Below are 23,012 nucleotides of genomic sequence, written 5' to 3' on the forward strand. Positions count from 1 at the left end.
CCCCCTTGATTTTACAAAGAAAAATAAGATGGGGTTCGCACCTTAACATGTTCTCCATTTCCAGGTTTAAATAAAACATTTCCCGCTGAACGGATCACCTTTCCTTTGTGAACTGTAACTGCCAGTCTATCACCATGATAATGAAATAAATGAAGTTCATCAACCTTCTTGATTTCTCTACGTCTTAAATACAAGTTATAGCTTAACTCGGTTCCACTCATTAGGCTAGCTTTTTGCGGATATAAACCAATTTTATTTAATAAATGTACTGTCAAGGGCTGATCTTCAATTATTTCATCGAAGTGTGAAGGTATTTTTTCTTTTACCATGATACCTTTCCATTTCGACAAGACTACCTTTTGTTCCTTCTTTAATGTGGGAGAAATTATTGGAAAAAGTGGGCAGTTAAAAGGAAACAAGGCTTCCCTTATCCATCCCCATGGTATTTTTTCTAACTCATCTTGATTTGTAAGTTCAACGAATATGGCTGGCACTTTATTTTTCTTACAGTTTCTAATAAAGTTTGGTGTTATAAGGCGTACAGGAATCTTCACCCCAATAATAAAATCAATCGGGCAACTTATTAAAGAGGTTTTTACTTCATTTATCTTTTCTTCTAATTCATTTTCATAAAAAACATTTGCATAGGTAAATAACGTAGTACAGCCCTTTAACAGGAATTGTTCAATCAAACATTTTTTCATCTCTGGAAAGGACCGAATATTCGGGATGGTTGAATTTAAAAGCACAAAAGTAGGGGTCATAAAAAATGGTTCAATATTCATCTTCATTAACCGATAATGAGGTAAACTACCTTGAACTGTAGTTATCCGATCTTCTGTAACTAGGATTGAACATGAAGTTAGCTGCTCGCCTTTAAGGATATTGGCATTTTCAATAATATACAAGAGCACACCACCTGCTTTTCTCTTTAAGACAAGCTATGCTCGAAATGACAAAACTATGACTTCGAGAGTATTTTCCACAAAAAAAAGCCGCAGTAAATGCAGCTTTATTGAATAAGGTTATTTAAATGTTCAAAGAAGTTAGGGTATGAAACGGAAATAGCTTCTGGTTTCTCCAGGAGGACCTCTTCCTTACTCAGGAGGGCGGCTACAGCCAGCATCATCCCAATGCGGTGATCTCCGTGACTTGAAACAACTCCACCATGTAATTTGGACTTTCCATGGATAACCATCCCATCCTCAGTCGCCTCTATTGATGCCCCTAATTTTTTTAGTTCTTGCACCACCGTATCAATGCGGTTGGTTTCTTTTACCTTTAGCTCTTCTGCATCTTTAATGATTGTGTCCCCTTCAGCCTGAGTTGCCATAAGAGCAATAATTGGAACCTCGTCAATTAATTTTGGAATCAAATCACCTTCGATGATTGTTCCCTTAAGAGATGAAGACTTGATAATTAGGTCTCCGGTAGGTTCAAACTTGTTGTCCTGATTTTCATGTATTTCTAAATCAGCACCCATTTTTTGCAATACTTCTATAATCCCTGTTCTAGTTGAGTTAAGGCCAACATTTTTAAGGTGGATTTCACTCCCTGATATAATTGCCCCTGCAACTAAGAAAAAGGCAGCTGAAGAAATGTCACCAGGAACATGGATCGAAGCTGCTGTTAGTTTTTGACCACCTTTGACCGTAATTACTTTGTTATCTTTTTCGATTTTGCCACCGAATCTACGAATCATTCTTTCAGTATGGTCACGCGTTTCAGCTGGCTCAATGATCTGACTCACTCCATCCGCCTGTAAACCAGCTAGTATGAGTGCAGATTTCACCTGCGCACTTGCAACAGGGAGTGTATAGTTGATTGATTCTAAATGTCCACCACGAATAGAAAGGGGAGTATAGGATCCATTATGTCTCCCGTCTATTTTTGCACCCATATTTGATAATGGATTGGTTACCCTTGTCATTGGTCTTTTTCCAATTGACTCATCACCAATTAACGATGAAAAAAACGGTCTTCCCGCTAATATACCCATTAATAATCGAATAGTCGTCCCAGAGTTGCCAACATCCAATAGCTCATTCGGCTCTGTTAACCCTTCAAAGCCATTTCCGAAGATCCGTAGTTGGTCATTACTTTCCTCAATTCTTACACCGAGTTTCCTGAAACAGGAGATGGTACTTAAACAATCATCACCTTTTAGAAAGTTAGTTACCGTTGTCACACCATGTGCAACGGAACCAAACATAACCGACCGGTGAGAGATTGATTTATCTCCAGGAATGGTTACCTCACCAAACAAACGGCCAATATCAGTCTTAAGTGTTAATGCTGCCATAAAAATCACCTTTTTAAATCATTTTTTGTTAATAACCATTGGAGGTTGCGTAGCTTGAGTAGATACCAATACATCGTTCTGCTCTTTGCCGGTCCTCATCGGATTGAAAACTGATAACTAAAACTCCATTAATGTCTTCTCTTGTTTCTAGAATTCTAATATTGGTAATACTAATGTTTTCTTTAGCTAGGTAGCCAGTTATTTCAGAAATTACGCCAGGGTAATCTGGTACATCTACAAACAAATCATAAAAGGCAGGTATAGCTCCTTTTTCCTTCTGCGGCAGACCATCACGGAATTCCTTTGCTTGCTTGAAATAATTGAAAATTGCCCCGCTATTTTCACTTTCAAGTAATGTTTTTATCCCATTCATTTCATCCTGCCATTGTTCTAGCAATCTTATTAAAATTTCCCGATTATTAAGTAAAATATCTTTCCACATCTCGGGGCTACTTGAGGCGATACGAGTGATATCCCTAAATCCGCCTGCAGTCAACCGGGGAATTAGACTTTCAGATTCTGATAATTTTTCTGTCTGTCTAACAATCGATGCCGCAATAATATGAGGAAAATGGCTAACAATTCCGGTAAGATAGTCATGATTTTCCGGGGATATAATTAAAAATTTTGCACTAGTCCCTTTTAACCAATTCTTCAATTGGTCTACCTTACTATTTGCAATATGCCTTTCAGGTGTTAGTAAATAAAATGCATTTTCAAATAGTATTTCTTTCGCAGCAGAAACACCACTTTTGTGAGAGCCAGCCATCGGATGTCCACCAATAAAAGTGATACCTTGCTCCTTTAAGCTAGTCGCACTTTCTACAATTTTTGTTTTTGTACTTCCTGTATCAGTCACAATGACATTGGGATTTAATGGTAACTCTGAAAGCAACTGAATAATTTGTTTCGTCTCATTAACAGGTGCAGCGATAACAATTAAATCCGCATTTATTGCACCAGCTGTAATACTTTCAGCTATCTCATCAATTACACCCAACATTTTGGCAAGACGGGCTTGTTCGCTGTTAATATCAAATCCAATAATGGTTGCTTTATGTTCTTTTTGGATACATAAAGCTAATGAACCACCAATCAACCCTAAACCAATAACAAAGACCCGGCCTTTCATTGATTTTTCCCCCTAATATGAAAAGCGCAAGAACATGTTTACTTTTCAGCTAGAAATTCGCTTAATGCGTTTAGTACACCTTCGTTCTGATCAAAAGAACCAACCGTAATTCTAACAGCAGTTGGGAAGCCAAGTGGTCTACCGGAACGTACGATATATCCTTTTGTTTGTAAATAATGAAAAACCTCATCCCCGTCTGTTTGACAATCAATTAGTATAAAATTGGTCTGAGAAGGGTAATAGCTAAGATCAAATTTTTCACAAAATGAATAATATTGTTCAAGACCCTGTCTATTTTTTATTTTACATTCTTCGACAAAAACCTGATCCTTCACGGCAGCTGCTGCTGCTAATTGCCCTAAAGTATTCACATTAAACGGTTCCCTAGCAGGTTCAAGTGCTTTGATAATCGCTGGATTCGCAACCCCGTAGCCAACCCTTAAAGCAGCTAGTCCGTATACTTTAGAAAAAGTTCTTAGGACAATTAAATTTTCATATTTTCGTGTTAGATTAATGGAATCATAGTAATCATCCGCCACAACATACTCATAGTACGCTTCATCAAGAACAACAAGAATATGTGATGGAACCCGATCAAGGAAGTTATTTAATTTTTGTTCTGGTATATATGTACCTGTTGGGTTATTTGGGCTGCATACCCAAATAATATTGGTCTGTTCGTCAACAGCCTCTAGCATAGCATCTAAATCATGTTCACCTTCTACAAGCGGAATTTCCTTAATAACGGCACCTTCAATAACAGCATTATGCTTGTACTGTGAAAAGGTTGGTGTCGCCATAATCGTACTAGCATTGGAATGTAATAGTGCTCTAGAAATAATTTGAATTAGATTGTCTGAACCATTTCCTAAAATAAGTTCTTCCATATCAACATTTAAAAAAGAAGCAAGTATCTCTCTTAAATGAGTCGCATAGCCATCAGGATAGATAGCCATACTAGATTGATGATCTAAAAGAGCAGCCATTGCCTGTTTGGAACATCCAAAAGGATTTTCATTTGATGCCAATTTTACAATCTGATCCAATTTAAACTCTTTCTTTACTGCCTCAATTGATTTTCCTGGTTGATAGGGAGTCAGTGTTAATAATTGTTCTTTCCATCTCATTTTCCCCACTCCAATCGTTTATGGTTATAACTTTCTTTTAACAGGATTCTCTTATAATGACAACCTACTGTCAAGGTCAGGCCTTAGTGATTTCGCTTCATTTAAATAGATATGTTGGATTTCTTGTTGTGATTTTGATGTATTTACATGCATCATTATTCTTATACACATGTTCAAGGAGTTCTGAACTGGAATTTCGCGCATACACATTACAGGCACATAGGTCCATCCTTGAAACCTCCGTAGTGACTTTGCAGGAAATGTTGCATTTACATCTTCGGTTGTGGAAATGAATATAGATGCAACTGAATCGGGATGTATTTCATTCATCTCTATCATATTTGTTAGAAGCTCTTCAGTCGCAGAAACGATAGCCTCTTCTAAGTTCTCAGTAACAGTCGTAGCTCCTCTTACCCCTCTGATCATGAAAATCCCCCTTTTTATAACCTTTTTAACTCTTCTAACAAAACCTTTTCAGATACTTCCTGTAGTTTTGGCTGACCAACTTGTTCCAATAATACAAACCGATACGATTGACCAATTGACTTTTTATCCTGCTTCATTTTTCTCAGTAACTGTTCAAAGGACAAATGACTTGGCAGTTTTATATCATATCCTAGTTCTTTCACCCATCGAACAAATTCGGTTACATTAAACGATAGATTCAAAAGTTGATTGCTGAGTTTTAAGGCATACACCATTCCAATCATGACGGCTTCCCCATGGGTGAAGTTCCCATATCCCATTTCCGATTCAATCGCATGTCCTAATGTATGACCAAAATTTAAATAGGCTCGTACCCCTGTTTCTCTCTCATCCTGAGATACAAATTTATTTTTAATTCCTATACCCTTTATTAAGGAATCAGCTAATCGCTCTTGGCTAATTGATTGGATATCAGGAATATTTGCTTTTAGCCAATAAAGAAAGTCAGAATCAGAAATAAGTGCATGCTTAATAACCTCAGCAAAGCCAGAGCGAATTTCTTGCACGGGAAGCGTTTTTAACCATTCCAAGTCGTAAAAAACAGCTTCTGGCTGATAAAAAGCTCCAATCATATTTTTCCCAAGCGGATGATTAATTGCAACTTTACCACCTACCGCACTGTCATGAGCTAATATTGTAGTCGGGACTTGGATAAACGGAATCCCTCTCATGTAGGAAGCTGCAACAAAGCCTGACAAATCTCCTACTGCTCCGCCACCAAAGGAAAGAATAACAGATTTTCGGTCAAGACCGTTTTCGAGTGCTGTAGACAGAGCTTGATAATATACATCAAAGGTTTTTGCCTTTTCTCCGCTAGGAGCTATAAAAATAATAGGGTTCCATGCACTTAGAACCTTTTGTAGCTCTTGTAAATGAAGTCTGGCAACCGTTTCATCCGTAATAATTAATATTCTTGTTAGGTCAGTAAAATGATTGAATAAAAAATCATTCAATTCTTTTCTTACACCTTCCCCAACAAAGACAGGATAACTTTTCGACTCCGTTTGAATTTGAATGGTTTCCATTAAAACTTCCTCGCATATTCACGCTGCCTTTTAATTTCATCCATAAATGTATCAAAACGATCACTATAAAATTGTTCCACTAGCGAGTTCGCTAGCTCCCAAGCAATGACATGTTCTGCCACTACAGCAGCAGCAGGTACAGCACAGCTATCTGAACGTTCAACACTGGCAGCAAAAGGCTCTTTCGTCTCAATATCCACGCTCATTAAAGGCTTATAAAGGGTTGGGATTGGCTTCATCACACCCCTAACAACAATCGGCATTCCTGTTGTCATTCCTCCCTCAAAGCCACCCAGTCGGTTGGTCTTGCGGTAATAGCCCTTCTCTTCATTCCAAGCAATTTCATCGTGCACTTCACTCCCAGGCTTTCTTGCTGCCTCAAAGCCAATTCCAAATTCAACACCTTTAAAGGCATTGATGCTGACAATGGCACCTGCTAGCTTTGCATCTAGTTTCCGGTCATAATGAACATAACTTCCGATTCCAGAAGGCATGCCTGTGACAATAACCTCTACTACCCCACCAATTGAATCTCCATTTTTCTTTGCATTATCAATTGCATCCATCATTTCTACTTCCACATTTGGATCTGCTACACGAACAGGTGAAAGTTCTGCTCTTTCCTTCAGTTCATCAATGGATAACGAAGAGTCAACATTGGCTGTCACTCCGCCAATTTCTACTACGTGAGCAACGACATCCACACCAACTAAGGATAACAATTTCTTTGCAACTGCACCTGCTGCCACCCTTACAGTTGTCTCACGGGCTGATGAACGTTCAAGAACATTTCTCATATCTCGATGGCCATATTTTATTGCTCCATTTAAATCAGCATGACCTGGTCTAGCACGCGTTATTTTACGCTTAATTTCGTCTTCCTGTCCTTCATTTAAGGGTTCAGCACCCATTATATTCGTCCAGTGTTTCCAGTCATTATTCTTAACCACAAGGGCAATTGGTGAGCCAAGTGTTTGTCCATGTCGAACACCTGATACGATTTCTGCCGTATCTTTCTCGATTTGCATTCTTCTCCCACGACCATGACCTTTTTGACGTCTTGCTAGTCCCTCATTAATATCCTCAGTTAATAATGGCATCCCCGCAGGAAAGCCTTCTAAAATTGTTGTTAGTTGCGGTCCATGAGATTCTCCTGCTGTTAAGTATCTAATCCCCATTCTCTTTCCCCCTTCAACTCATTAAAGAATTATGTATCAATATAACATATCATGCTCAATAAACCTAGTATAACTATTCAGAAAATAAGGAAAAATATTTTGTAATCGTATACAAAAAGGCACTCGTATAATGACTATACAAGTGCCTCTAAATTATTTAGATTAGTAAATCCATTCGTTGACTAATTTTGTGTACTCAACTACTCCAGTATCCTTAAAGAATAAGCCGATTTCACGCTCAGCACTAGTAGGAGAATCCGATCCATGAATAACATTTTTACCAACTGTTAATCCAAAGTCTCCACGGATTGTTCCTGTCGCTGCATCCTTTGGATTAGTTGATCCCATCATTTGGCGGGCAGTAGCAATTACATTTTCACCTTGCCAAACCATCGCGAAAACTGGGCCAGAAGTAATAAAGTCTACTAATTCTCCGAAGAAAGGGCGCTCCTTGTGCTCACCATAATGCTCCTCCGCAAGTTCAGTAGGAATGTTCATTAACTTTGCTCCAACCAATTGGAAGCCCTTTCTTTCAAATCGTGAAACGATTTCACCGATTAAATTACGCTGTACGCCATCAGGCTTTACCATTAAAAATGTTTTTTCCATGAATTCCACTCCTAATTAATTATGTATATTGATTGTTAGTCGAAAACAATCCATGAAAAATGTTACCATTTTTTCGAATATTGTGCAAGTTGATATAAATAGATGATTGCATTAAAACTTTCTTCTCCCAATAAACTTTGCAATATCACGAAGTGTTTTTTGTGTTTTGTTTGCAGGTAATTCTTCCAGTACAGCTAAAGCTTTATCTAAGTAGCGATCACTTAGTGCGATTGATTTCTCGATAGCACCTGATTGTTTAATTAGAGAGATAATTTTAGTAATTTCGGTAGAATCCATTTCTGCATGCACCTTTAGGATTTCTTGACGAATTGCAGCATTTTCCATTGCGTAAAGTGCTGGTGCAGTGATATTTCCTTGGAGGAGGTCACTTCCTGCAGGCTTTCCAAGTTCTTTTTCTGTACCCGTAAAATCTAAAATATCATCCGTTATCTGGAATGACATACCAACGTAATAACCGAAACGATAAAGTTTTTTATGAACAGATTCTTCAACATCAGCAGCTATCGCACCTAGTTGACAACTAACAGCAATTAATAGGGCCGTTTTTCTCTTAATTCTGCGGAGATAATCTCTGAGATTTTGATTAAAACGATATTTATCTTTTATTTGCTGAATTTCCCCTACTGTCACTTCTACGATTGTATTGGCTAGTATTTTGTGGGCAGTGGGATTTTTAATATTTGTCATCAATTCTAATGCAAGAGCGAAAACAAAGTCACCTGTGTACATTGCAATTTTGTTATCCCATTTGGATTTAACGGTTGGTTGACCACGGCGAAGGTCAGCATCGTCAATCACATCATCATGAACAAGTGAAGCCATATGAATAAGTTCAAGGGCAACAGCAACGTTTTTCATCACATGTATATCATAATGTCCAAATTTACCTGCAAGCAAAACAAAAACAGGACGAATCCTTTTTCCTCCGGCTTGTAATGTATGCATAGAAGCTTGTTTGAGTAAACGAGACTCGGTTTGAATCGTCTCTTCAAGCTTTTTTTCTATTAAGTTAATATCCGAATTCAAAAATGAATACATCATTTTTAATTTCATTGTATTCACCCTGCTTTTCATCCTGTCTTCGATTTCAATCCGTTATTTTTTTTTACCAATATGAACAGCAGCTGCTCCACCACTATAAGGCTTGTATTTTACCTCGGTTAAGCCAGCTTGTTCAAACATGCGGGCAAGCTCCCTCATCCCTGGAAAATCCCTTGCTGATTCATGAAGCCACGCATATTCATTATAGCTCTTTGCGAGTAATTTACCGAACATCGGCATAATAAAACGGAAGTAAAAATAGTAAAGCTGTTTATAGCCGATCAAGGTTGGCTGCGATGTTTCTAAGCAAACAACAATCCCGCCAGGTCTTACAACTCGTTGCATTTCTTTTAACACCTGAAGGTAATCAGGTACATTTCTTAAACCAAAGCCAATTGTTACATAGTCAAAACTATTATCTGGGAAAGGAAGCTCCATGGCATTACCATGAACAAGTTCAACCTGCTTTAGCCCTAGTTCTTTTACCTTTTCAACGCCTACTTTAAGCATATTTTGACTGAAATCTAAGCCAACAACTTTACCGTCAGGCCCAACAGCATCTGCTAAGGCAATCGTCCAATCAGCTGTTCCACAACAAACATCGAGTGCTTTTGAACCGGGTTGAACATTCATTTTTTTCATGGTGTCTTTGCGCCACTTGATATGCTGCTGAAAACTAATAACAGAGTTCATTTTATCGTAGTTATCAGAAATTTTCTCAAAGACATTGTGAACTCGCTGTTCTTTCGATTGCTGCATGTTTTTACCCTTCTTCCACAAAAGTTTTTGCATATGGCTTATATTCTTTCAATAACGTAGAAATTCTCGTTTCTAGCACATCATTTAAATAAGGAAGCTGGTCTAATCCTTTTTCAATAATTTGTCTTGATAACTCAATATATTGATCACAAATCATTAGTAAATGATTTTGTTGTTCACCCGAAATCTCTTTTAATCTGTATTCATTGATTGGAAAAACAATTTTTTTCAGTGCCTCAAATAACAATGAACTTTTTGTCTGAATAAATTGGTTTTTTTCTTTTATTAATCGTTTGAATAAAAATAAATGTGCTAAGAAATCATTCCATAGCTCTACTTTAAAAACCTCTGATAGTTTCATTAGTAAAGCACTCTCAATTACTTTAATACTTGCCATTAACTTCTCGATACCATCTGATTCTTTTTGATAAACAGAGATTTTTTGTTCATTCACTTGTTTGATTCCTTCAGAAAGGGCCTTAATAAGCGTTATATCATCCGAATCAGCAAGTAGCTTATAATATAGTCCGCTAAAATAATCCCCAGCTAAAACCGTTAATTGTCGGCTTTTTTCATCTTTTGAAAAGTTTGATATATGTTCATGGGTATCAAGGGCAATTTGTATAAGCATCGTTGACATGGCGTAATTTTGCATTTTGCTATAAGACAATTCGATACGGTCCATGATTGAAATAAGGATAAGGAGCTTATCTTCATCTATGATGGGCGTCTCAATATGGTCGAGCAGGTATGCGTCAAAAACTTTTTTTTCGACCTGCTCTCTAATATTTGTAAATTTTCGTCGAATGTCCTGCAATTTAATCACCCTTGCTTCCCCGAAGTAATGTCTTTATGTATTCTATTTTCTATTTAAAAAGTAAAATTCATGCCCATAAAATAAAGAAGATCCTATTCCTATCTTTAAAAACAAGGCAGACACCATTATATCATAAAAGGTATCTTATGGGCAGGAATTCACAAAATAATCATTTAATCAATTTTAACTTTTGAAACACCTATTTCTTTATTTCACTTTCCATTTCACCATACTGTGTGAGAATTTGGGCATTTCCTCTAATTTTAATGGCTGAAGTATGCTCTGTGAATTGAGCAATTAGCACTTCTCCCTTGTCCAGCTTTTCTGAATGATGAAATCTAGTATCAGTGCCTCTTGTTAAGCCTATTACACTTACTCCATCTTCAATAGCCTTAATGACCACATACTCGTTATTTTGCGGATTGCGCTTTTCCACTTTCTTCACTCCAATAGTAAAAATAATTCACCTTAATATTTTATTAAGGAAAGCACTTCAGACCTAGCAATTGCATCATCAGCAAGTGATCCACGGACCGCAGTGGTAACAGTTTTCGAGCCAGGTTTTTTTACTCCGCGCATAGTCATACACATATGCTCTGCTTCAACAACAACCATGACACCATGTGGCTCTAGTTTCTCCATCATACTATCAGCAACTGTTGAAGTGATTCGTTCTTGTAATTGAGGTCTTTTTGCAACAGCTTCAACTGCTCTTGCTAGTTTACTTAATCCAGTGACGCGACCATTTTTAGGTATATACGCTACATGCGCTTTCCCATAAAAAGGCACCAGATGGTGTTCACACATAGAATAGAATGGGATATCTTTTACTAATACTAGTTCTTCATGGTCTTCACTAAATATTGTTTCAAAATGTTGTTTTGGATCTTCATTTAAGCCACTAAAAACCTCTTCATACATTTTTGCCACACGCTTAGGTGTATCAAGAACACCTTCCCTGTTTGGATCATCACCAATTGCTTCTAATATTAAACGTACCGCCTCTTCAATTTGGGCACGATTTACTTGTGACATTCTAAATTCCTCCTAATGTATATCTGTTAAGTATATATGACAAATACATATTAGCACAATTTACAGTTCAAGCAAAAACAAAGTATTTCAAGGAACCTATCTTTACGATAGATAAAAGAAAGGCTGTGTTAAAGAACAGTGTTGATATTTACACCCTGTTGATTGGAGCGGAAGGCACGAAGACTCCTGTGGGAGTATGGTTCAGGGGAGACCCCGCAGGCGCTAGCGCCGAGGAGGCTCGCCGAAACACCCACGAACCGCTTGTGCCTGGAGCGAAAATCAACAGGCAAGTATAACAGAGCCAAAAGAAAAAAGGCCATGGAATTTTCCATGACCTTTTTGCTTTAGCCTATTCGCTTAAAGCAATAAATTATGTAATTATTTTACTGCATCCTTAAGCGCTTTACCTGGTTTGAAAGCTGGAACTTTGCTTGCACCGATTTCGATTTCCTCACCAGTTTGTGGGTTACGACCTTTACGTGCTGCACGCTCGCGTACTTCAAAGTTTCCGAAGCCGATTAATTGTACTTTATCACCGTTTTTCAAAGCATCTAAAATCGCATCAAAAACAGCATCAACTGCTTTAGTCGCGTCCTTTTTAGAAAGCTCGCTAGCCTCAGCAACTGCATTAATAAGTTCTGTCTTGTTCATGCCTTTCACCTCCTCCCAAAGTTATCATCAAGATTCGTAAATAAGATTACTTATCTACATTTCTAAACAATTTTTCTAATTTCTATACGTCATAGCGCGGTTTTATTAGATATATAACGTAATTCTGTTAAAAGATTATCACAATCAATTCAGCATATCAAGAAGATTTCATGAAATAATGGTAATCTTTTCTTTGATTCAACAAAATTCTACTATATTGGACTATTATTTCTTACAAATTCTGAGAGAATAACAAAAAAAAGACTCCAAAAGGGAGTCCCGTGCTAGAGGATAATGGCAATCAAGCCGCCTGATCCTTCATTTATAATTCTCTCTAATGTTTCTTTTAATTTATATCTTGCGTTCTCTGGCATTAAGGAAAGCTTTGCTTGGATGCCTTCGCGAACAATGGAACTCAAGCTTCGTCCAAAAATATCAGAATTCCAAATGGATAATGGATCATCCTCAAAGTCTTGCATTAAGTAGCGTACAAGCTCCTCACTTTGTTTTTCCGTCCCGATAATTGGAGCAAACTCTGATTCTACATCAACTTTAATCATATGAATAGATGGTGCTACAGCACGTAATCTTACTCCAAATCTCGCTCCTTGACGGATGATTTCTGGTTCTTCAAGGCTCATATCAGAAAGTGTTGGTGACGCAATGCCGTAACCAGTCTGCTTTACCATTTTTAAAGCATCCGCAATGTGATCATACTCTGCTTTTGCATGAGCAAAATCCTGCATTAATTCAAGCAAATGATCTTTTCCACGGATTTCAACCCCAACAATTTCTTTTAAAATATCATCATATAATTCGTCCGGAGCGAATAAATCAATTTCCGCAACTCCTGAACCCATTTCAATTCCAGCTAACCCAGCCTTATCAATGAAGTCGAAGTCGCTGAATTGTTGAACTACCCGATCCACATCTCTTAATCTTTTGATATCTTTAACTGTCTCTTTGACAGCCTCTTGATAGCTTTCACGAAGCCAATGGTTTTCACGTAATACCATTACCCAGCTCGGAAGATTTACATTGACTTCAAGTACTGGGAACTCGTAAAGTGCCTCACGAAGGACATTTAGGACATCACTGTCGCGCATACTTTCTACACTCATAGCGATGACTGGGATGTCATATTTTTCAGCTAAACTTGATCTAAGCGTTTCTGTACTTGGATGGTATGGTTGAGCGCTATTAACGACCATAATAAAAGGTTTACCAACTTCTTTAAGTTCGTTAATGACTCTTTCCTCAGCTTCAATATAGTTACTTCTTGGTATTTCTCCAATCGTACCATCTGTTGTTACAACAACTCCGATTGTTGAATGCTCTTGAATGACCTTTCTCGTACCAATTTCTGCTGCCTCATGGAACGGAATAGGCTCTTCATACCAAGGTGTTGTAATCATTCTTGGACCATTCTCATCCTCATACCCTTTGGCTCCTGGTACTGTATAACCCACACAATCTACGAGCCTAATATTAACATTTAAGCCCTCATCTACATGAACCGTAGCTGCCTGATTAGGCACAAATTTAGGTTCTGTTGTCATAATTGTTTTACCTGCTGCACTTTGTGGCAACTCATCTTGTGCCCTTGATCTCTCCGCTTCACTGTTTATATTCGGTAAAACAACAAGCTCCATAAATTTCTTGATAAAAGTTGATTTTCCTGTACGAACTGCTCCTACTACTCCTAAATAAATATCGCCTCCAGTTCTCTCGGCAATATCTTTAAAAATGTCTACCTTTTCCAAGTGATCCCCTCCTGATCATAGAGTAAAGTGGGATAATATCATCCATTTTAGGTATTTTTGGACAGTATATGTTTATGACGTTGTCCTACATTCTTATGACACTTTTCTAAAATTTTTTACCCCCCTTATTAAAAATTCACCTGATGCTCTGATATCTGTATTTCTCTGAACGTATGATGTTATGGAGGGTTTCTAACTATTGTCACGGATACAGAAGCAAACTAACTTCCATATCACGATAAATTTTTTAGCAAAAAAAACCCTTCTCCTACAATATATTTCTTAGGAAAAGGGTTATGACTAAAAAAAATATTAGCAGCTATATCCTTTAGGACTATTTGCACAACTTGAAAGTAGGAAAAACCAATCTACTCTTCTAGGAATATAGGCTCTTTCGTTTTTATATCAATGGTGTACGGTAGTGAATAGGCTGGAACAAACATAGAATCCTTGACCAAAATAGAACGAATATCTTCACCTGGTTTGACCACTATGTCACTATTCTTTAACTTTTGATATAGATCAGGGCGATAATCTACATAGACCTCCGCACTCCCCGTTATCACCAGGGATAGATTTTGATTGGTATATGGACTCACAACAAACGGAGCCGTCTCATAGCCTAGTTTTTTATAATCAAGTGAAAACACATTTTTTGCAATTTGAGTTTTATAGGGTGGATAGCCCTTCGTTTTAATCCTCAGTTTAAGCTCTCGAATGGTTTCTGTCATCCTTAAGTCCAGTAACTTAACGGTTGGGTTTGTTTCCACATCAACAAGGACGTATTGAAAAATCCCTCCGTTTTCATAGGCATTTCCAGGGGGCTCTGCTATATACTTTGGCGATAATTTCTTAAACTCAATGGGGTATTTTTGATAAATAGGCGTTTCTGCTTCCTTTGTTTTTATCGGCAAAATTCCACCATTGTCCCTTTTAAAGTCATCAACGGCCGTTTGTACTGCCTGAACTTGATCTTTATATGGTATTTGATTTTGGGTTAATTCCTCTTTAGGATACATACACCCGGATAAAAGAGCAGCGGTAATAACAAGTATGAGGCCTAACATTTTTATTTTCATAAAATCACCTTTAGATTTATGTATTAGGATATTAAGTAAAGAAAACGATAAGCAAAGTCAAGCCGGCGACGAGCATAAATAAATAAGCAAAAAAAGCTGTAATAACTCGTAGAACTCCTTTTAACTTATACCTGCTAAAATATATGGTAATAATTGCAAGAAACATCAAACCCATTCCTGCGATTGAAATCCACATTTTAATCATTGCTGGTGACAACTCTAATTCCCCCTTTTTTCAAAAATTAATTATAACATACCTTGTCCTTATCTAAATAACTTTCGGACAGAAAAAAACTGAAGTAAAGAGGGGCGAATTCTTTACTTCAGCCAATTGGACTAAATAACCCAAACTCCAGCGTCATACTACCAGGTTGCTTCGTTGCATTGTATGCAATCTACATAGAAAGCGTATCATCGTACGCCTATTTTCTTTATAAAAATGCACATTTTTCCACAAGAAAATAAATCATTCAAAATTATTTATATTTCTTGCCAACTGTTACTAATGAAACGGCTTCAAATAGACTATATATTTCGTTCATCTAACACATTAACTAAATCTTCCATCTCATGGGTTTTACCACGGGCCATTAATACATCAACTGCGTCCTTCGCGTTTTTCCCATTAAATAAGACATCATATAAGGCAGCTGTAATGGGCATGTTTACATTGTACTCCTTAGCTAACTGATAAGCAGCCTTTGTTGTTCTAACACCCTCTACAACCATCCCCATGTTATCAAGGACTTCATCCAAGGTTTTGCCTTTGCCTAACAAATTTCCAGCTCGCCAGTTTCTCGAATGAACACTGGTACATGTAACAATAAGATCACCAATTCCAGTTAATCCAGAAAACGTTAACGGATTAGCACCCATTTTGGTGCCTAGACGAGCAATTTCCGCCAATCCACGAGTCATTAATGCAGCTTTAGCATTATCTCCATACCCTAGACCATCTGTAATCCCCGCAGCTAATGCAATAATATTCTTTAGTGCACCACCAATTTCGACTCCGATAACATCTGAGTTTGTATATACCCGGAAATTATGATTGATAAAAAGATCCTGGATTTTTTCAGCAGCAGCCATATTTTCAGATGTAACGGTAACGGTTGTGGGGTGTCTAAGACTTACCTCTTCCGCATGACTTGGACCAGAAAGAACAACCACATCCTGCAACAGTTCTTTGGGCATTTCCTCTTTAATCATTTCTGATATACGTAAAAGTGTATCTGGTTCAATTCCTTTACTAACATGCGCAATGGTAATTGGACTTGAAATGACGCCTCGTATTTTTCCTAGAACTTCACGAATTGCTTTGGTTGGGACTGCTAAGATGACAGTGTCAACTCCGTCCAATGATTCATGTAAGGATGCATACCCAACTATTAAATCTGGGAGAACAATTTCAGGTAAATATTTTTTATTTGTATGACAGTCATTGATTTCCTTTACCTGGACATCGTTATGGCTCCACAAACGAACTTCATGTGAGTTATCGGCTAAAACCATCGCAAGTGCTGTGCCCCAGCTCCCTGCGCCTACAACAGCTATTGCTGCTTTCTGATCCTGCATATATTACACCCACCTTATCTTTATTTTCTTTCTCTAGCATAAATTTTGATAGGGGTTCCCTCGAAACCAAACGCATCTCTAATCCTGTTCTCTAAGAAACGTTCATAGGAGAAATGCAATAATTCTGGTTCATTGACAAAAACAACAAAAGTAGGAGGCTTTACTGCAACTTGAGTTGCATAATAAATTTTCAAGCGTTTCCCTTTGTCAGTTGGTGCTGGATTCATAGCAATTGCATCCATAATAACATCATTCAACACACTTGTTTCTACACGCATTGAGTGGTTCTCACTCGCTGTGTTAATCATCGGAAGGAGGGTATGAATTCGCTTCTTCGTCTTTGCAGATAAGAATACAATTGGAGCATAACTAAGAAATAAGAAATGTTCTCTTATCTTTTGTTCTAGTTCCTTCATCGTTTTCTCATCTTTTTCTACCGCATCCCATTTGTTAACCACAATAACAATGGCTCGTCCTGCCTCATGTGCGTAACCTGCAATTTTCTTGTCCTGTTCAATAATACCTTCTTCGGCATTAATAACAACCAAGACTACGTCGGAACGTTCAATCGCCCTTAGCGCACGAAGCACACTATACTTCTCCGTAGTTTCATACACTTTTCCTTTTTTCCTGATTCCTGCTGTATCTATTATGACATATTTTCCTCCATCATACGTATACGGTGAATCGACAGCATCACGCGTTGTCCCAGCAATATTGCTGACAATAACACGTTCTTCACCTAATATCGCGTTAACAAGTGAAGACTTCCCAACATTCGGACGCCCAATTAAAGAAAACTTAATGACATCATCATCATAATCTGCTTGCTTATTTTTCGGAAAGTGTTTTGCTGCTTCGTCCAGTAAATCTCCTAGTCCTAGACCATGTGAGCCAGAAACTGGAATCGGTTCCCCAAATCCAAGTGCATAAAAATCATAGATTTGCTCACGCATCTCAGGATTATCGATTTTATTTACAGCTAATACAATTGGCTTTTTAGACTTATATAGAATTTTTGCTACTTCTTCATCCGCAGCTGTTACTCCTTCTCGACCATTTGTTAAGAAGACAATAACATCCGCCTCATCGATTGCCACTTCTGCCTGCTGACGAATTTGCTCTAAAAACGGTTCATCACCAATATCAATTCCACCCGTATCAATTACATTAAAGTCATGTGTTAACCACTCACCAGAACTATAAATACGATCTCTTGTAACTCCAGGAATATCCTCTACGATAGAAACTCGTTCACCAACGATTCGATTAAAAATAGTAGATTTACCAACGTTTGGCCGTCCTACAATGGCAATAACAGGTTTAACCATTTTGATCGCCATCCTTTCTTATTCTTATATTAAAAATATATTTTATTATGTTAGCAACATTTATAGAGTTCTTATTAAGTAAAGAAACCCTTCTGTTATGTAGAAGGGCCTAACTTTATTATTTTAACAAATGTTAATCCTTTCCTCAATGGAAAGCTTGCCATGAATCTAATTCATGACGATTTTTGTTTCCCTTTTTCAAGAAAGTGAAGATGATTTTGTAAAAAAACACCAGCATTTTCAAAAATACTCCAGCCAACCAGTAAAGCAGAAATTAATGCACATACATCTAAGTATGCAAAAGCACCAATCGTATATGGAAACTGATATTTACTTAGGATATAGGCGTATAAAAATTCCCCCTGCATTGTTCCAGCTAAAATAATGAGTAATCGTCCTCTTAGTGTTTTTTGCAATAGAATGGCTAAATAACCAAAGCATATTCCCATCATCCACTCTTTTTTAAATATAATCCAAATAGGATCAAAAATCTCAAACAAATGAAAGGTCACATACGCCATTGAGACAATAAAGGAACAGATAAAATAATAGAAAATAGCTCCTATTTTTTCCTGACTGATCAACGCATAAGATAAAATCAATAAATAAAATCCGCTAGCATAAAATTCAACTTCAGCAAAAGTAAAATGAAAATTTGAAGATATTATTAAGAGTAGAACGAATACCGAAAGCTTCAAACGATATGGATGATGTTTATCTAAAATAAATGTTAGGTACACCCAAAATGACCAACAAATCCAATAAAACATTGCCCCTTCCATTTCCACACACCTCCTATTATTTTCATTATTGGTAATCTTTATGTACTTTCATACTTCCTCGAATAATATTTCCAATGTGTATCATCTTATTAAGAGGAGGTGTGAATCATGGGAAAAGACCGCCAAGAAAAAAAACTAAGAGAAAGTGGAAGAGTTGAATCTGATCGTGACCAGGCATTACACTATCCAGGCGCAACAAAGCTATCCACTCCGGAAGAAGCAAGGGGACTAAACGACGGGAAAAGATAGCCAGAAAAAGAAAAAGCTCTCGCAAATGCGAGAGCTTTATTTAATGGAACGCTGGCTAAAGTGTTTCGTTTCTATTCCCCTCTGGCTAAGCCAATGGAAGGTTTCACCTGTAATCATGAGAGGTGCTCTTTGTAAGTCTGAAATAGACTTAGCTCCTAAAGAAGTCATAATCAATTTTAACTCGTAATGAAGGGATTCCACTTCGTTATGCAAGGATTCCATTCCTTTTTCTACAAGAATGCGTAAAAAATGTCCAGCAAATCCGATTGCGTTCGCACCGATGGCTAACCCCTTTGCTAAATCACTAGCTGATAAAAACCCACCAGAGCCTATAATTGATGCTTGATGTACAGTAGAGGCTTCTATGATAGATACCGGTGTTGGAATACCCCATTGGTGGAAAAACGGCAGGGCTTTTTCTCTGCGTTTATTTTCTATCTCCGCAAAATTCGTTCCCCCGGCCCCTCCCACATCCACTGCAGCTACTCCTACAGAAATAAGGGATTGGACCGTTTCTTTAGCCATACCAAAACCAACCTCTTTAACAATCACAGGTACATCAACATGTTCGACAATTGTTTCAATTCTTTTTAAGGCACCAGAAAAATCTCGGTCTCCCTCAGGCATGGTTAATTCTTGAATAACATTTAAATGAATTTGTAATGCATTCGCTTCGATCATATCAATTGCCGCTTTAGCATTTTCTACTGTTGCTTCACTGCCGAGATTAGCTATAAGAATCCCCTTTGGATTTTCTTTACGGACTACTTCATAAGTAAACCGCTCACTTTTATCTTTCAGTGCAGACATTTGTGAACCAACTGCCATAGCTAATCCCATCTGGCTAGCTATCATCGCCAATTCTTGGTTAATTCGATACGTTTTTTCACCGCCGCCGCCAGTCATCGCATTGATAAAAATTGGCGAACTTAAAGAAAGTTCGCCAATTTTGTGGTCTAATCGTACATCGGACACACTGATATCCGGTAAGCTTTGATGAATAAATTTAATATCATCAAAAAAAGGTAAGCTGTTTTGCCTTTTTTGAAGGGCAAAGCGAATGTGATCCCATTTCCGTTCCGATCTAGACACTTAATATCACCATTATTTTCCTAGATTCTTTAATTTATCGCCAATCATTTCACCTAATTGGAAGCCTTTTGACTCTTCTGGAAGCTCATAATCAAAGTTTTCTTCAAACTCTTTCTCGAGCAGTTCTTTAATACTTAGTGATAATCTTTGATCCTGTTCATTTGCATCAAGCACTTTTACTTTTACCTCTTGACCTTCTTTTAGTACCTCGTGTGGTGTACCAATATGCTTATGTGCAATTTGAGAAATGTGAACAAGTCCTTCTACACCAGGGAACACCTCTACAAAAGCACCATAAGATACCAATCTTTTTACTACACCATCTAAAATACTTCCTTTGGGTGCTTTTTCGGAAATGTTTGACCATGGTCCAGGTAAAGTCTCTTTTATTGATAAGGAAATTCTTTCATTATCTCTATCAACACTTAACACTTTCACTTGAACTTTTTGCCCCTCATGGACAACGTCTGAAGGTTTATCAACATGTTCGTAAGATAATTGGGAGATATGAACAAGACCATCAATACCACCAATATCGACGAAAGCACCGAAATCAGTAATCCTTTGAACCGTACCTTCGATTACTTGGCCAACTTGCACTGCTCCAATACGATCTTGCTTTTGTCTTCCTTTTTCTTCTTCTACAACAGCTCGGTGTGAGAGGATTAAACGATTTTTTTCCTTATCGAGTTCAACAATTTTAAAAGTAAGTGTACGTCCTTTATAATCGCTGAAATCCTCTACAAAGTGTGCTTCCACTAGGGAGGCAGGTACAAAACCACGGACGCCTAGGTCAACTACAAGGCCACCCTTTACAACATCCTTCACTTCAGTTTCAAATACTTCGCCACTTTGGAATTGTTTTTCTAAGTTTTCCCATGCCTTTTCAGCATCTACTTTTCTTTTTGAAAGGATTAGTGCTTCTTCTTCAACCTTTAAGACTTCTAATTCTAAATCTTGCCCTTCTGACACAGCATCAGTTGCTTTTTCAATATGCAGACTTGAAAGCTCACTAATTGGAATGATCCCATCAAGTTTACTGCCTTGAATAGCCACTAACACTTGCTTTTCCTCGACTTTAGTAACTTGTCCAGTTACTTTGTCACCCACTTCAAAGCTCTTCACATCTACTTGATTTAGTTCTTCAGTCATTATGTATTCCTCCTTAATCCTTTTACTGAAAAAGTCTATATATGATCTGGTGAATACCACGCAGTAAACACCACATATAAAACACACTTAAAAGAAAAGAATTTTCAAAAAAAATCCCTTTTTAATAACTTCTTACAAATAGACTATTTTGTCAAGCAGAACCTATTGATACGCATTTTTTAGTTTTTGAATTTCTGACATAATTAATTCAGTGACTTCATCTGCTGAAGCTTTTGCCGCTCTCATTTCACTCATATCAATTGGTTTCCCATATACCACCTTCAGTTTACTGAAACTTTTATATGGGCCAATTACTGCACATGGTAACACAAAAGCTTCAGACCTTAAAGCGAAAAAACCTGCTCCTGAAAGTCCTTTTCCTAATTCTCCTGTCTTACTTCTAGTTCCCTCAGGAAAAAGACCGAAGACATTCCCTTCCTTTAAGACCTTTAACCCTGACCTTAATGCCTCACGATCGCCAAACCCTCTTTTTACAGGGAAGGCATTACATTTTCTTACAACGTCCCCTAATACAGGAACACGAAAAATCTCTTCTTTCGCCATATAGTGAACAGGACGTGGTGCCATAATACCTACGACTATAGGGTCAAAATTATGAATATGGTTAGAGCAAAGTAGAACTCCGCCTTCTTTAGGAAAGTTCTCTACCCCAATAGCTTCAATTCTGTACCAAGGTTTAAAAACCCCAGAAACTACCGACTTTGCAAAATCATAAAACGTCACACTTATCCAATCCTTTCGAGCACCAGAGCCATTATTTTTTCAACCACATCTAGAATGGTCAAAGAAGTTGTATCAATTTCAATTGCATCATCCGCTTTTTTCAAAGGTGCTACTTCTCTCTCTGAATCAATCTTATCTCTTCGTGCAATTTCTACCTTTAATTGTTCTAAGTCTGATGGGTATCCCTTTTGCATGTTTTCATTATGACGACGGACTGCTCTTTCCTCTACACTTGCAAGGAGGAATACTTTTACTTCCGCATTGGGTAGTACGTGAGTACCAATATCCCGTCCATCCATTACTACGCCACCACCGACAGCAAAAGCTTGCTGCCTTCTAACCATTTCTTTGCGAACTTTCTCATGCTTTGCAACATAAGATACAGAGTTAGTTACTTCTGCAGATCGAATTTCGTCTGTTACATCCTTATTGTCTAAATATACTATTTGCCCTTTTTCTGATGGCTGTAAATCAATTGTAGTTGATAAAAGCGTGTCCAATAAAGAAGCCTCATCTTCTAAATTAACATGGTTCACAATAGCTTTATATGTTAATGAGCGGTACATTGCCCCAGTATCAATATAAATGTAAGATAGTTTTTCGGCTACAATTTTTGCTACGGTACTTTTTCCGGCTGCAGCAGGGCCGTCAATTGCAATAGATAGTTTCTTTTCCATAAATCCTCCTATATGGCCATCATGATCGTCTAATTTCTCTTCTACTTATTTTACCACAAGATGAAGAAATGCCTCTTTTTTTTAACATTTTAAAAATGAATTATTTAATATAGAATCTTATAGAAATAAAAAAAAGCAGGGTTGCCTGCTTTCTTACTTTCCTTGGAAGGTTTGGAGGATCTCTGTGAATGTATTTTCATTTACACCTTCATATTTAGTTAATTGCTTAATTTGAGGAAATACATCCATTTGATGAAAGATTAATTGTGATAAAAACAGAAAAATAAACTGAATGATAACCACTTTCATTAATATTTGCTCAACCTTTTTCATACCTACCACTCCAGAATCCATATAGTAATAGTATGGGAGCGATTGTTTCATT

Annotated in this window: 26 protein-coding genes; 1 reads left to right on the plus strand and 25 read right to left on the minus strand. The window is 37.5% G+C overall.

All coding sequences use genetic code 11. The features are described from left to right. Positions 1 to 11 precede the first annotated feature (11 nt). From AC3A54_RS01615 to AC3A54_RS01710, 20 genes are all read right to left on the minus strand, one after another. On the minus strand, positions 12 to 908 hold the full coding sequence (locus AC3A54_RS01615; protein WP_487653139.1) for a hypothetical protein: 897 nt from the start codon (positions 906 to 908) through the stop codon (positions 12 to 14). A gap of 104 nt (positions 909 to 1,012) precedes the next feature. Next, entirely contained in the window at positions 1,013 to 2,302 is a 1,290-nt protein-coding gene (gene aroA / locus AC3A54_RS01620; RefSeq protein WP_487653140.1) for a 3-phosphoshikimate 1-carboxyvinyltransferase, read from the minus strand. A gap of 28 nt (positions 2,303 to 2,330) precedes the next feature. Then, positions 2,331 to 3,434 carry a prephenate dehydrogenase gene (locus tag AC3A54_RS01625; RefSeq protein ID WP_487653141.1) on the minus strand — a complete coding sequence of 368 codons (1,104 nt, stop codon included), beginning with the start codon at positions 3,432 to 3,434 and terminating at the stop codon, positions 2,331 to 2,333. Positions 3,435 to 3,472: 38 nt separating this feature from the next. Beyond that, positions 3,473 to 4,561: a histidinol-phosphate transaminase gene (gene hisC, locus AC3A54_RS01630; protein WP_487653142.1), complete on the minus strand. Its 1,089-nt coding sequence runs from the start codon at positions 4,559 to 4,561 to the stop codon at positions 3,473 to 3,475. A 51-nt stretch (positions 4,562 to 4,612) separates the two neighbouring features. Continuing rightward, the gene (aroH, locus tag AC3A54_RS01635) at positions 4,613 to 4,987 is read right to left on the minus strand and encodes a chorismate mutase (protein ID WP_335547560.1); all 375 of its coding nucleotides are present in this window, start codon (positions 4,985 to 4,987) and stop codon (positions 4,613 to 4,615) included. Between the two features lie 14 nt (positions 4,988 to 5,001). After that, entirely contained in the window at positions 5,002 to 6,072 is a 1,071-nt protein-coding gene (gene aroB, locus AC3A54_RS01640) for a 3-dehydroquinate synthase (RefSeq protein WP_335547562.1), read from the minus strand. Then, positions 6,072 to 7,244: a chorismate synthase gene (gene aroC, locus AC3A54_RS01645; RefSeq protein WP_487653481.1), complete on the minus strand. Its 1,173-nt coding sequence runs from the start codon at positions 7,242 to 7,244 to the stop codon at positions 6,072 to 6,074. The genes aroB and aroC overlap by 1 nt, the downstream gene beginning before the upstream one ends. A 168-nt stretch (positions 7,245 to 7,412) precedes the next feature. Further along, on the minus strand, positions 7,413 to 7,859 hold the full coding sequence (gene ndk / locus AC3A54_RS01650; RefSeq protein ID WP_487653143.1) for a nucleoside-diphosphate kinase: 447 nt from the start codon (positions 7,857 to 7,859) through the stop codon (positions 7,413 to 7,415). A 111-nt stretch (positions 7,860 to 7,970) separates the two neighbouring features. After that, positions 7,971 to 8,933 carry a heptaprenyl diphosphate synthase component II gene (gene hepT / locus AC3A54_RS01655; protein ID WP_335547578.1) on the minus strand — a complete coding sequence of 321 codons (963 nt, stop codon included), beginning with the start codon at positions 8,931 to 8,933 and terminating at the stop codon, positions 7,971 to 7,973. A gap of 42 nt (positions 8,934 to 8,975) precedes the next feature. Further along, positions 8,976 to 9,680, minus strand: a complete 705-nt coding sequence (locus tag AC3A54_RS01660) for a demethylmenaquinone methyltransferase (protein WP_335547564.1) — start codon at positions 9,678 to 9,680, stop codon at positions 8,976 to 8,978. A gap of 4 nt (positions 9,681 to 9,684) precedes the next feature. Then, positions 9,685 to 10,506, minus strand: coding sequence for a heptaprenyl diphosphate synthase component 1 (locus AC3A54_RS01665; protein WP_487653144.1), 822 nt, complete (start codon positions 10,504 to 10,506; stop codon positions 9,685 to 9,687). Positions 10,507 to 10,696: 190 nt separating this feature from the next. Then, positions 10,697 to 10,933, minus strand: coding sequence for a trp RNA-binding attenuation protein MtrB (gene mtrB / locus AC3A54_RS01670; RefSeq protein ID WP_335547568.1), 237 nt, complete (start codon positions 10,931 to 10,933; stop codon positions 10,697 to 10,699). 32 nt (positions 10,934 to 10,965) lie between these two features. After that, positions 10,966 to 11,532, minus strand: coding sequence for a GTP cyclohydrolase I FolE (folE, locus tag AC3A54_RS01675; protein ID WP_335547570.1), 567 nt, complete (start codon positions 11,530 to 11,532; stop codon positions 10,966 to 10,968). A 378-nt stretch (positions 11,533 to 11,910) separates the two neighbouring features. Continuing rightward, the gene (gene hbs, locus AC3A54_RS01680; RefSeq protein ID WP_066060959.1) at positions 11,911 to 12,183 is read right to left on the minus strand and encodes a non-specific DNA-binding protein Hbs; all 273 of its coding nucleotides are present in this window, start codon (positions 12,181 to 12,183) and stop codon (positions 11,911 to 11,913) included. A 284-nt stretch (positions 12,184 to 12,467) separates the two neighbouring features. Then, a complete protein-coding gene (spoIVA, locus tag AC3A54_RS01685) occupies positions 12,468 to 13,946 on the minus strand; it encodes a stage IV sporulation protein A (RefSeq protein ID WP_308083371.1) in 1,479 nt (492 codons plus the stop codon). Between the two features lie 368 nt (positions 13,947 to 14,314). Next, the gene (locus AC3A54_RS01690; RefSeq protein WP_487653145.1) at positions 14,315 to 15,025 is read right to left on the minus strand and encodes a hypothetical protein; all 711 of its coding nucleotides are present in this window, start codon (positions 15,023 to 15,025) and stop codon (positions 14,315 to 14,317) included. Between the two features lie 31 nt (positions 15,026 to 15,056). Then, positions 15,057 to 15,242, minus strand: coding sequence for a DUF2768 domain-containing protein (locus AC3A54_RS01695; RefSeq protein WP_308083369.1), 186 nt, complete (start codon positions 15,240 to 15,242; stop codon positions 15,057 to 15,059). Positions 15,243 to 15,550: 308 nt separating this feature from the next. Next, the gene (locus AC3A54_RS01700) at positions 15,551 to 16,600 is read right to left on the minus strand and encodes an NAD(P)H-dependent glycerol-3-phosphate dehydrogenase (protein ID WP_487653146.1); all 1,050 of its coding nucleotides are present in this window, start codon (positions 16,598 to 16,600) and stop codon (positions 15,551 to 15,553) included. A gap of 20 nt (positions 16,601 to 16,620) precedes the next feature. Continuing rightward, complete coding sequence (der, locus tag AC3A54_RS01705; RefSeq protein ID WP_487653147.1) at positions 16,621 to 17,931, minus strand: ribosome biogenesis GTPase Der; 1,311 nt, start codon at positions 17,929 to 17,931, stop codon at positions 16,621 to 16,623. Positions 17,932 to 18,104: 173 nt separating this feature from the next. Continuing rightward, a complete protein-coding gene (locus AC3A54_RS01710) occupies positions 18,105 to 18,713 on the minus strand; it encodes a YphA family membrane protein (protein ID WP_487653148.1) in 609 nt (202 codons plus the stop codon). A gap of 108 nt (positions 18,714 to 18,821) precedes the next feature. Between AC3A54_RS01710 and AC3A54_RS01715 the strand changes: the two genes are divergently transcribed. After that, complete coding sequence (locus tag AC3A54_RS01715) at positions 18,822 to 18,962, plus strand: YpzI family protein (protein WP_308083365.1); 141 nt, start codon at positions 18,822 to 18,824, stop codon at positions 18,960 to 18,962. Between the two features lie 36 nt (positions 18,963 to 18,998). Here AC3A54_RS01715 and fni read toward each other — a convergent pair whose 3' ends face one another. From fni to AC3A54_RS01740, 5 genes are all read right to left on the minus strand, one after another. Beyond that, positions 18,999 to 20,054, minus strand: coding sequence for a type 2 isopentenyl-diphosphate Delta-isomerase (fni, locus tag AC3A54_RS01720; RefSeq protein WP_487653149.1), 1,056 nt, complete (start codon positions 20,052 to 20,054; stop codon positions 18,999 to 19,001). 12 nt (positions 20,055 to 20,066) lie between these two features. Next, the gene (gene rpsA / locus AC3A54_RS01725; RefSeq protein WP_487653150.1) at positions 20,067 to 21,206 is read right to left on the minus strand and encodes a 30S ribosomal protein S1; all 1,140 of its coding nucleotides are present in this window, start codon (positions 21,204 to 21,206) and stop codon (positions 20,067 to 20,069) included. A gap of 162 nt (positions 21,207 to 21,368) precedes the next feature. Beyond that, the gene (locus tag AC3A54_RS01730; RefSeq protein ID WP_487653151.1) at positions 21,369 to 21,950 is read right to left on the minus strand and encodes a lysophospholipid acyltransferase family protein; all 582 of its coding nucleotides are present in this window, start codon (positions 21,948 to 21,950) and stop codon (positions 21,369 to 21,371) included. 2 nt (positions 21,951 to 21,952) lie between these two features. Next, positions 21,953 to 22,627, minus strand: a complete 675-nt coding sequence (cmk, locus tag AC3A54_RS01735; RefSeq protein WP_335545108.1) for a (d)CMP kinase — start codon at positions 22,625 to 22,627, stop codon at positions 21,953 to 21,955. Between the two features lie 153 nt (positions 22,628 to 22,780). Next, a complete protein-coding gene (locus AC3A54_RS01740; protein WP_308083360.1) occupies positions 22,781 to 22,960 on the minus strand; it encodes a YpfB family protein in 180 nt (59 codons plus the stop codon). Positions 22,961 to 23,012: the final 52 nt, after the last annotated feature.

Source organism: Neobacillus sp. Soil_C_43 (assembly GCF_057656715.1).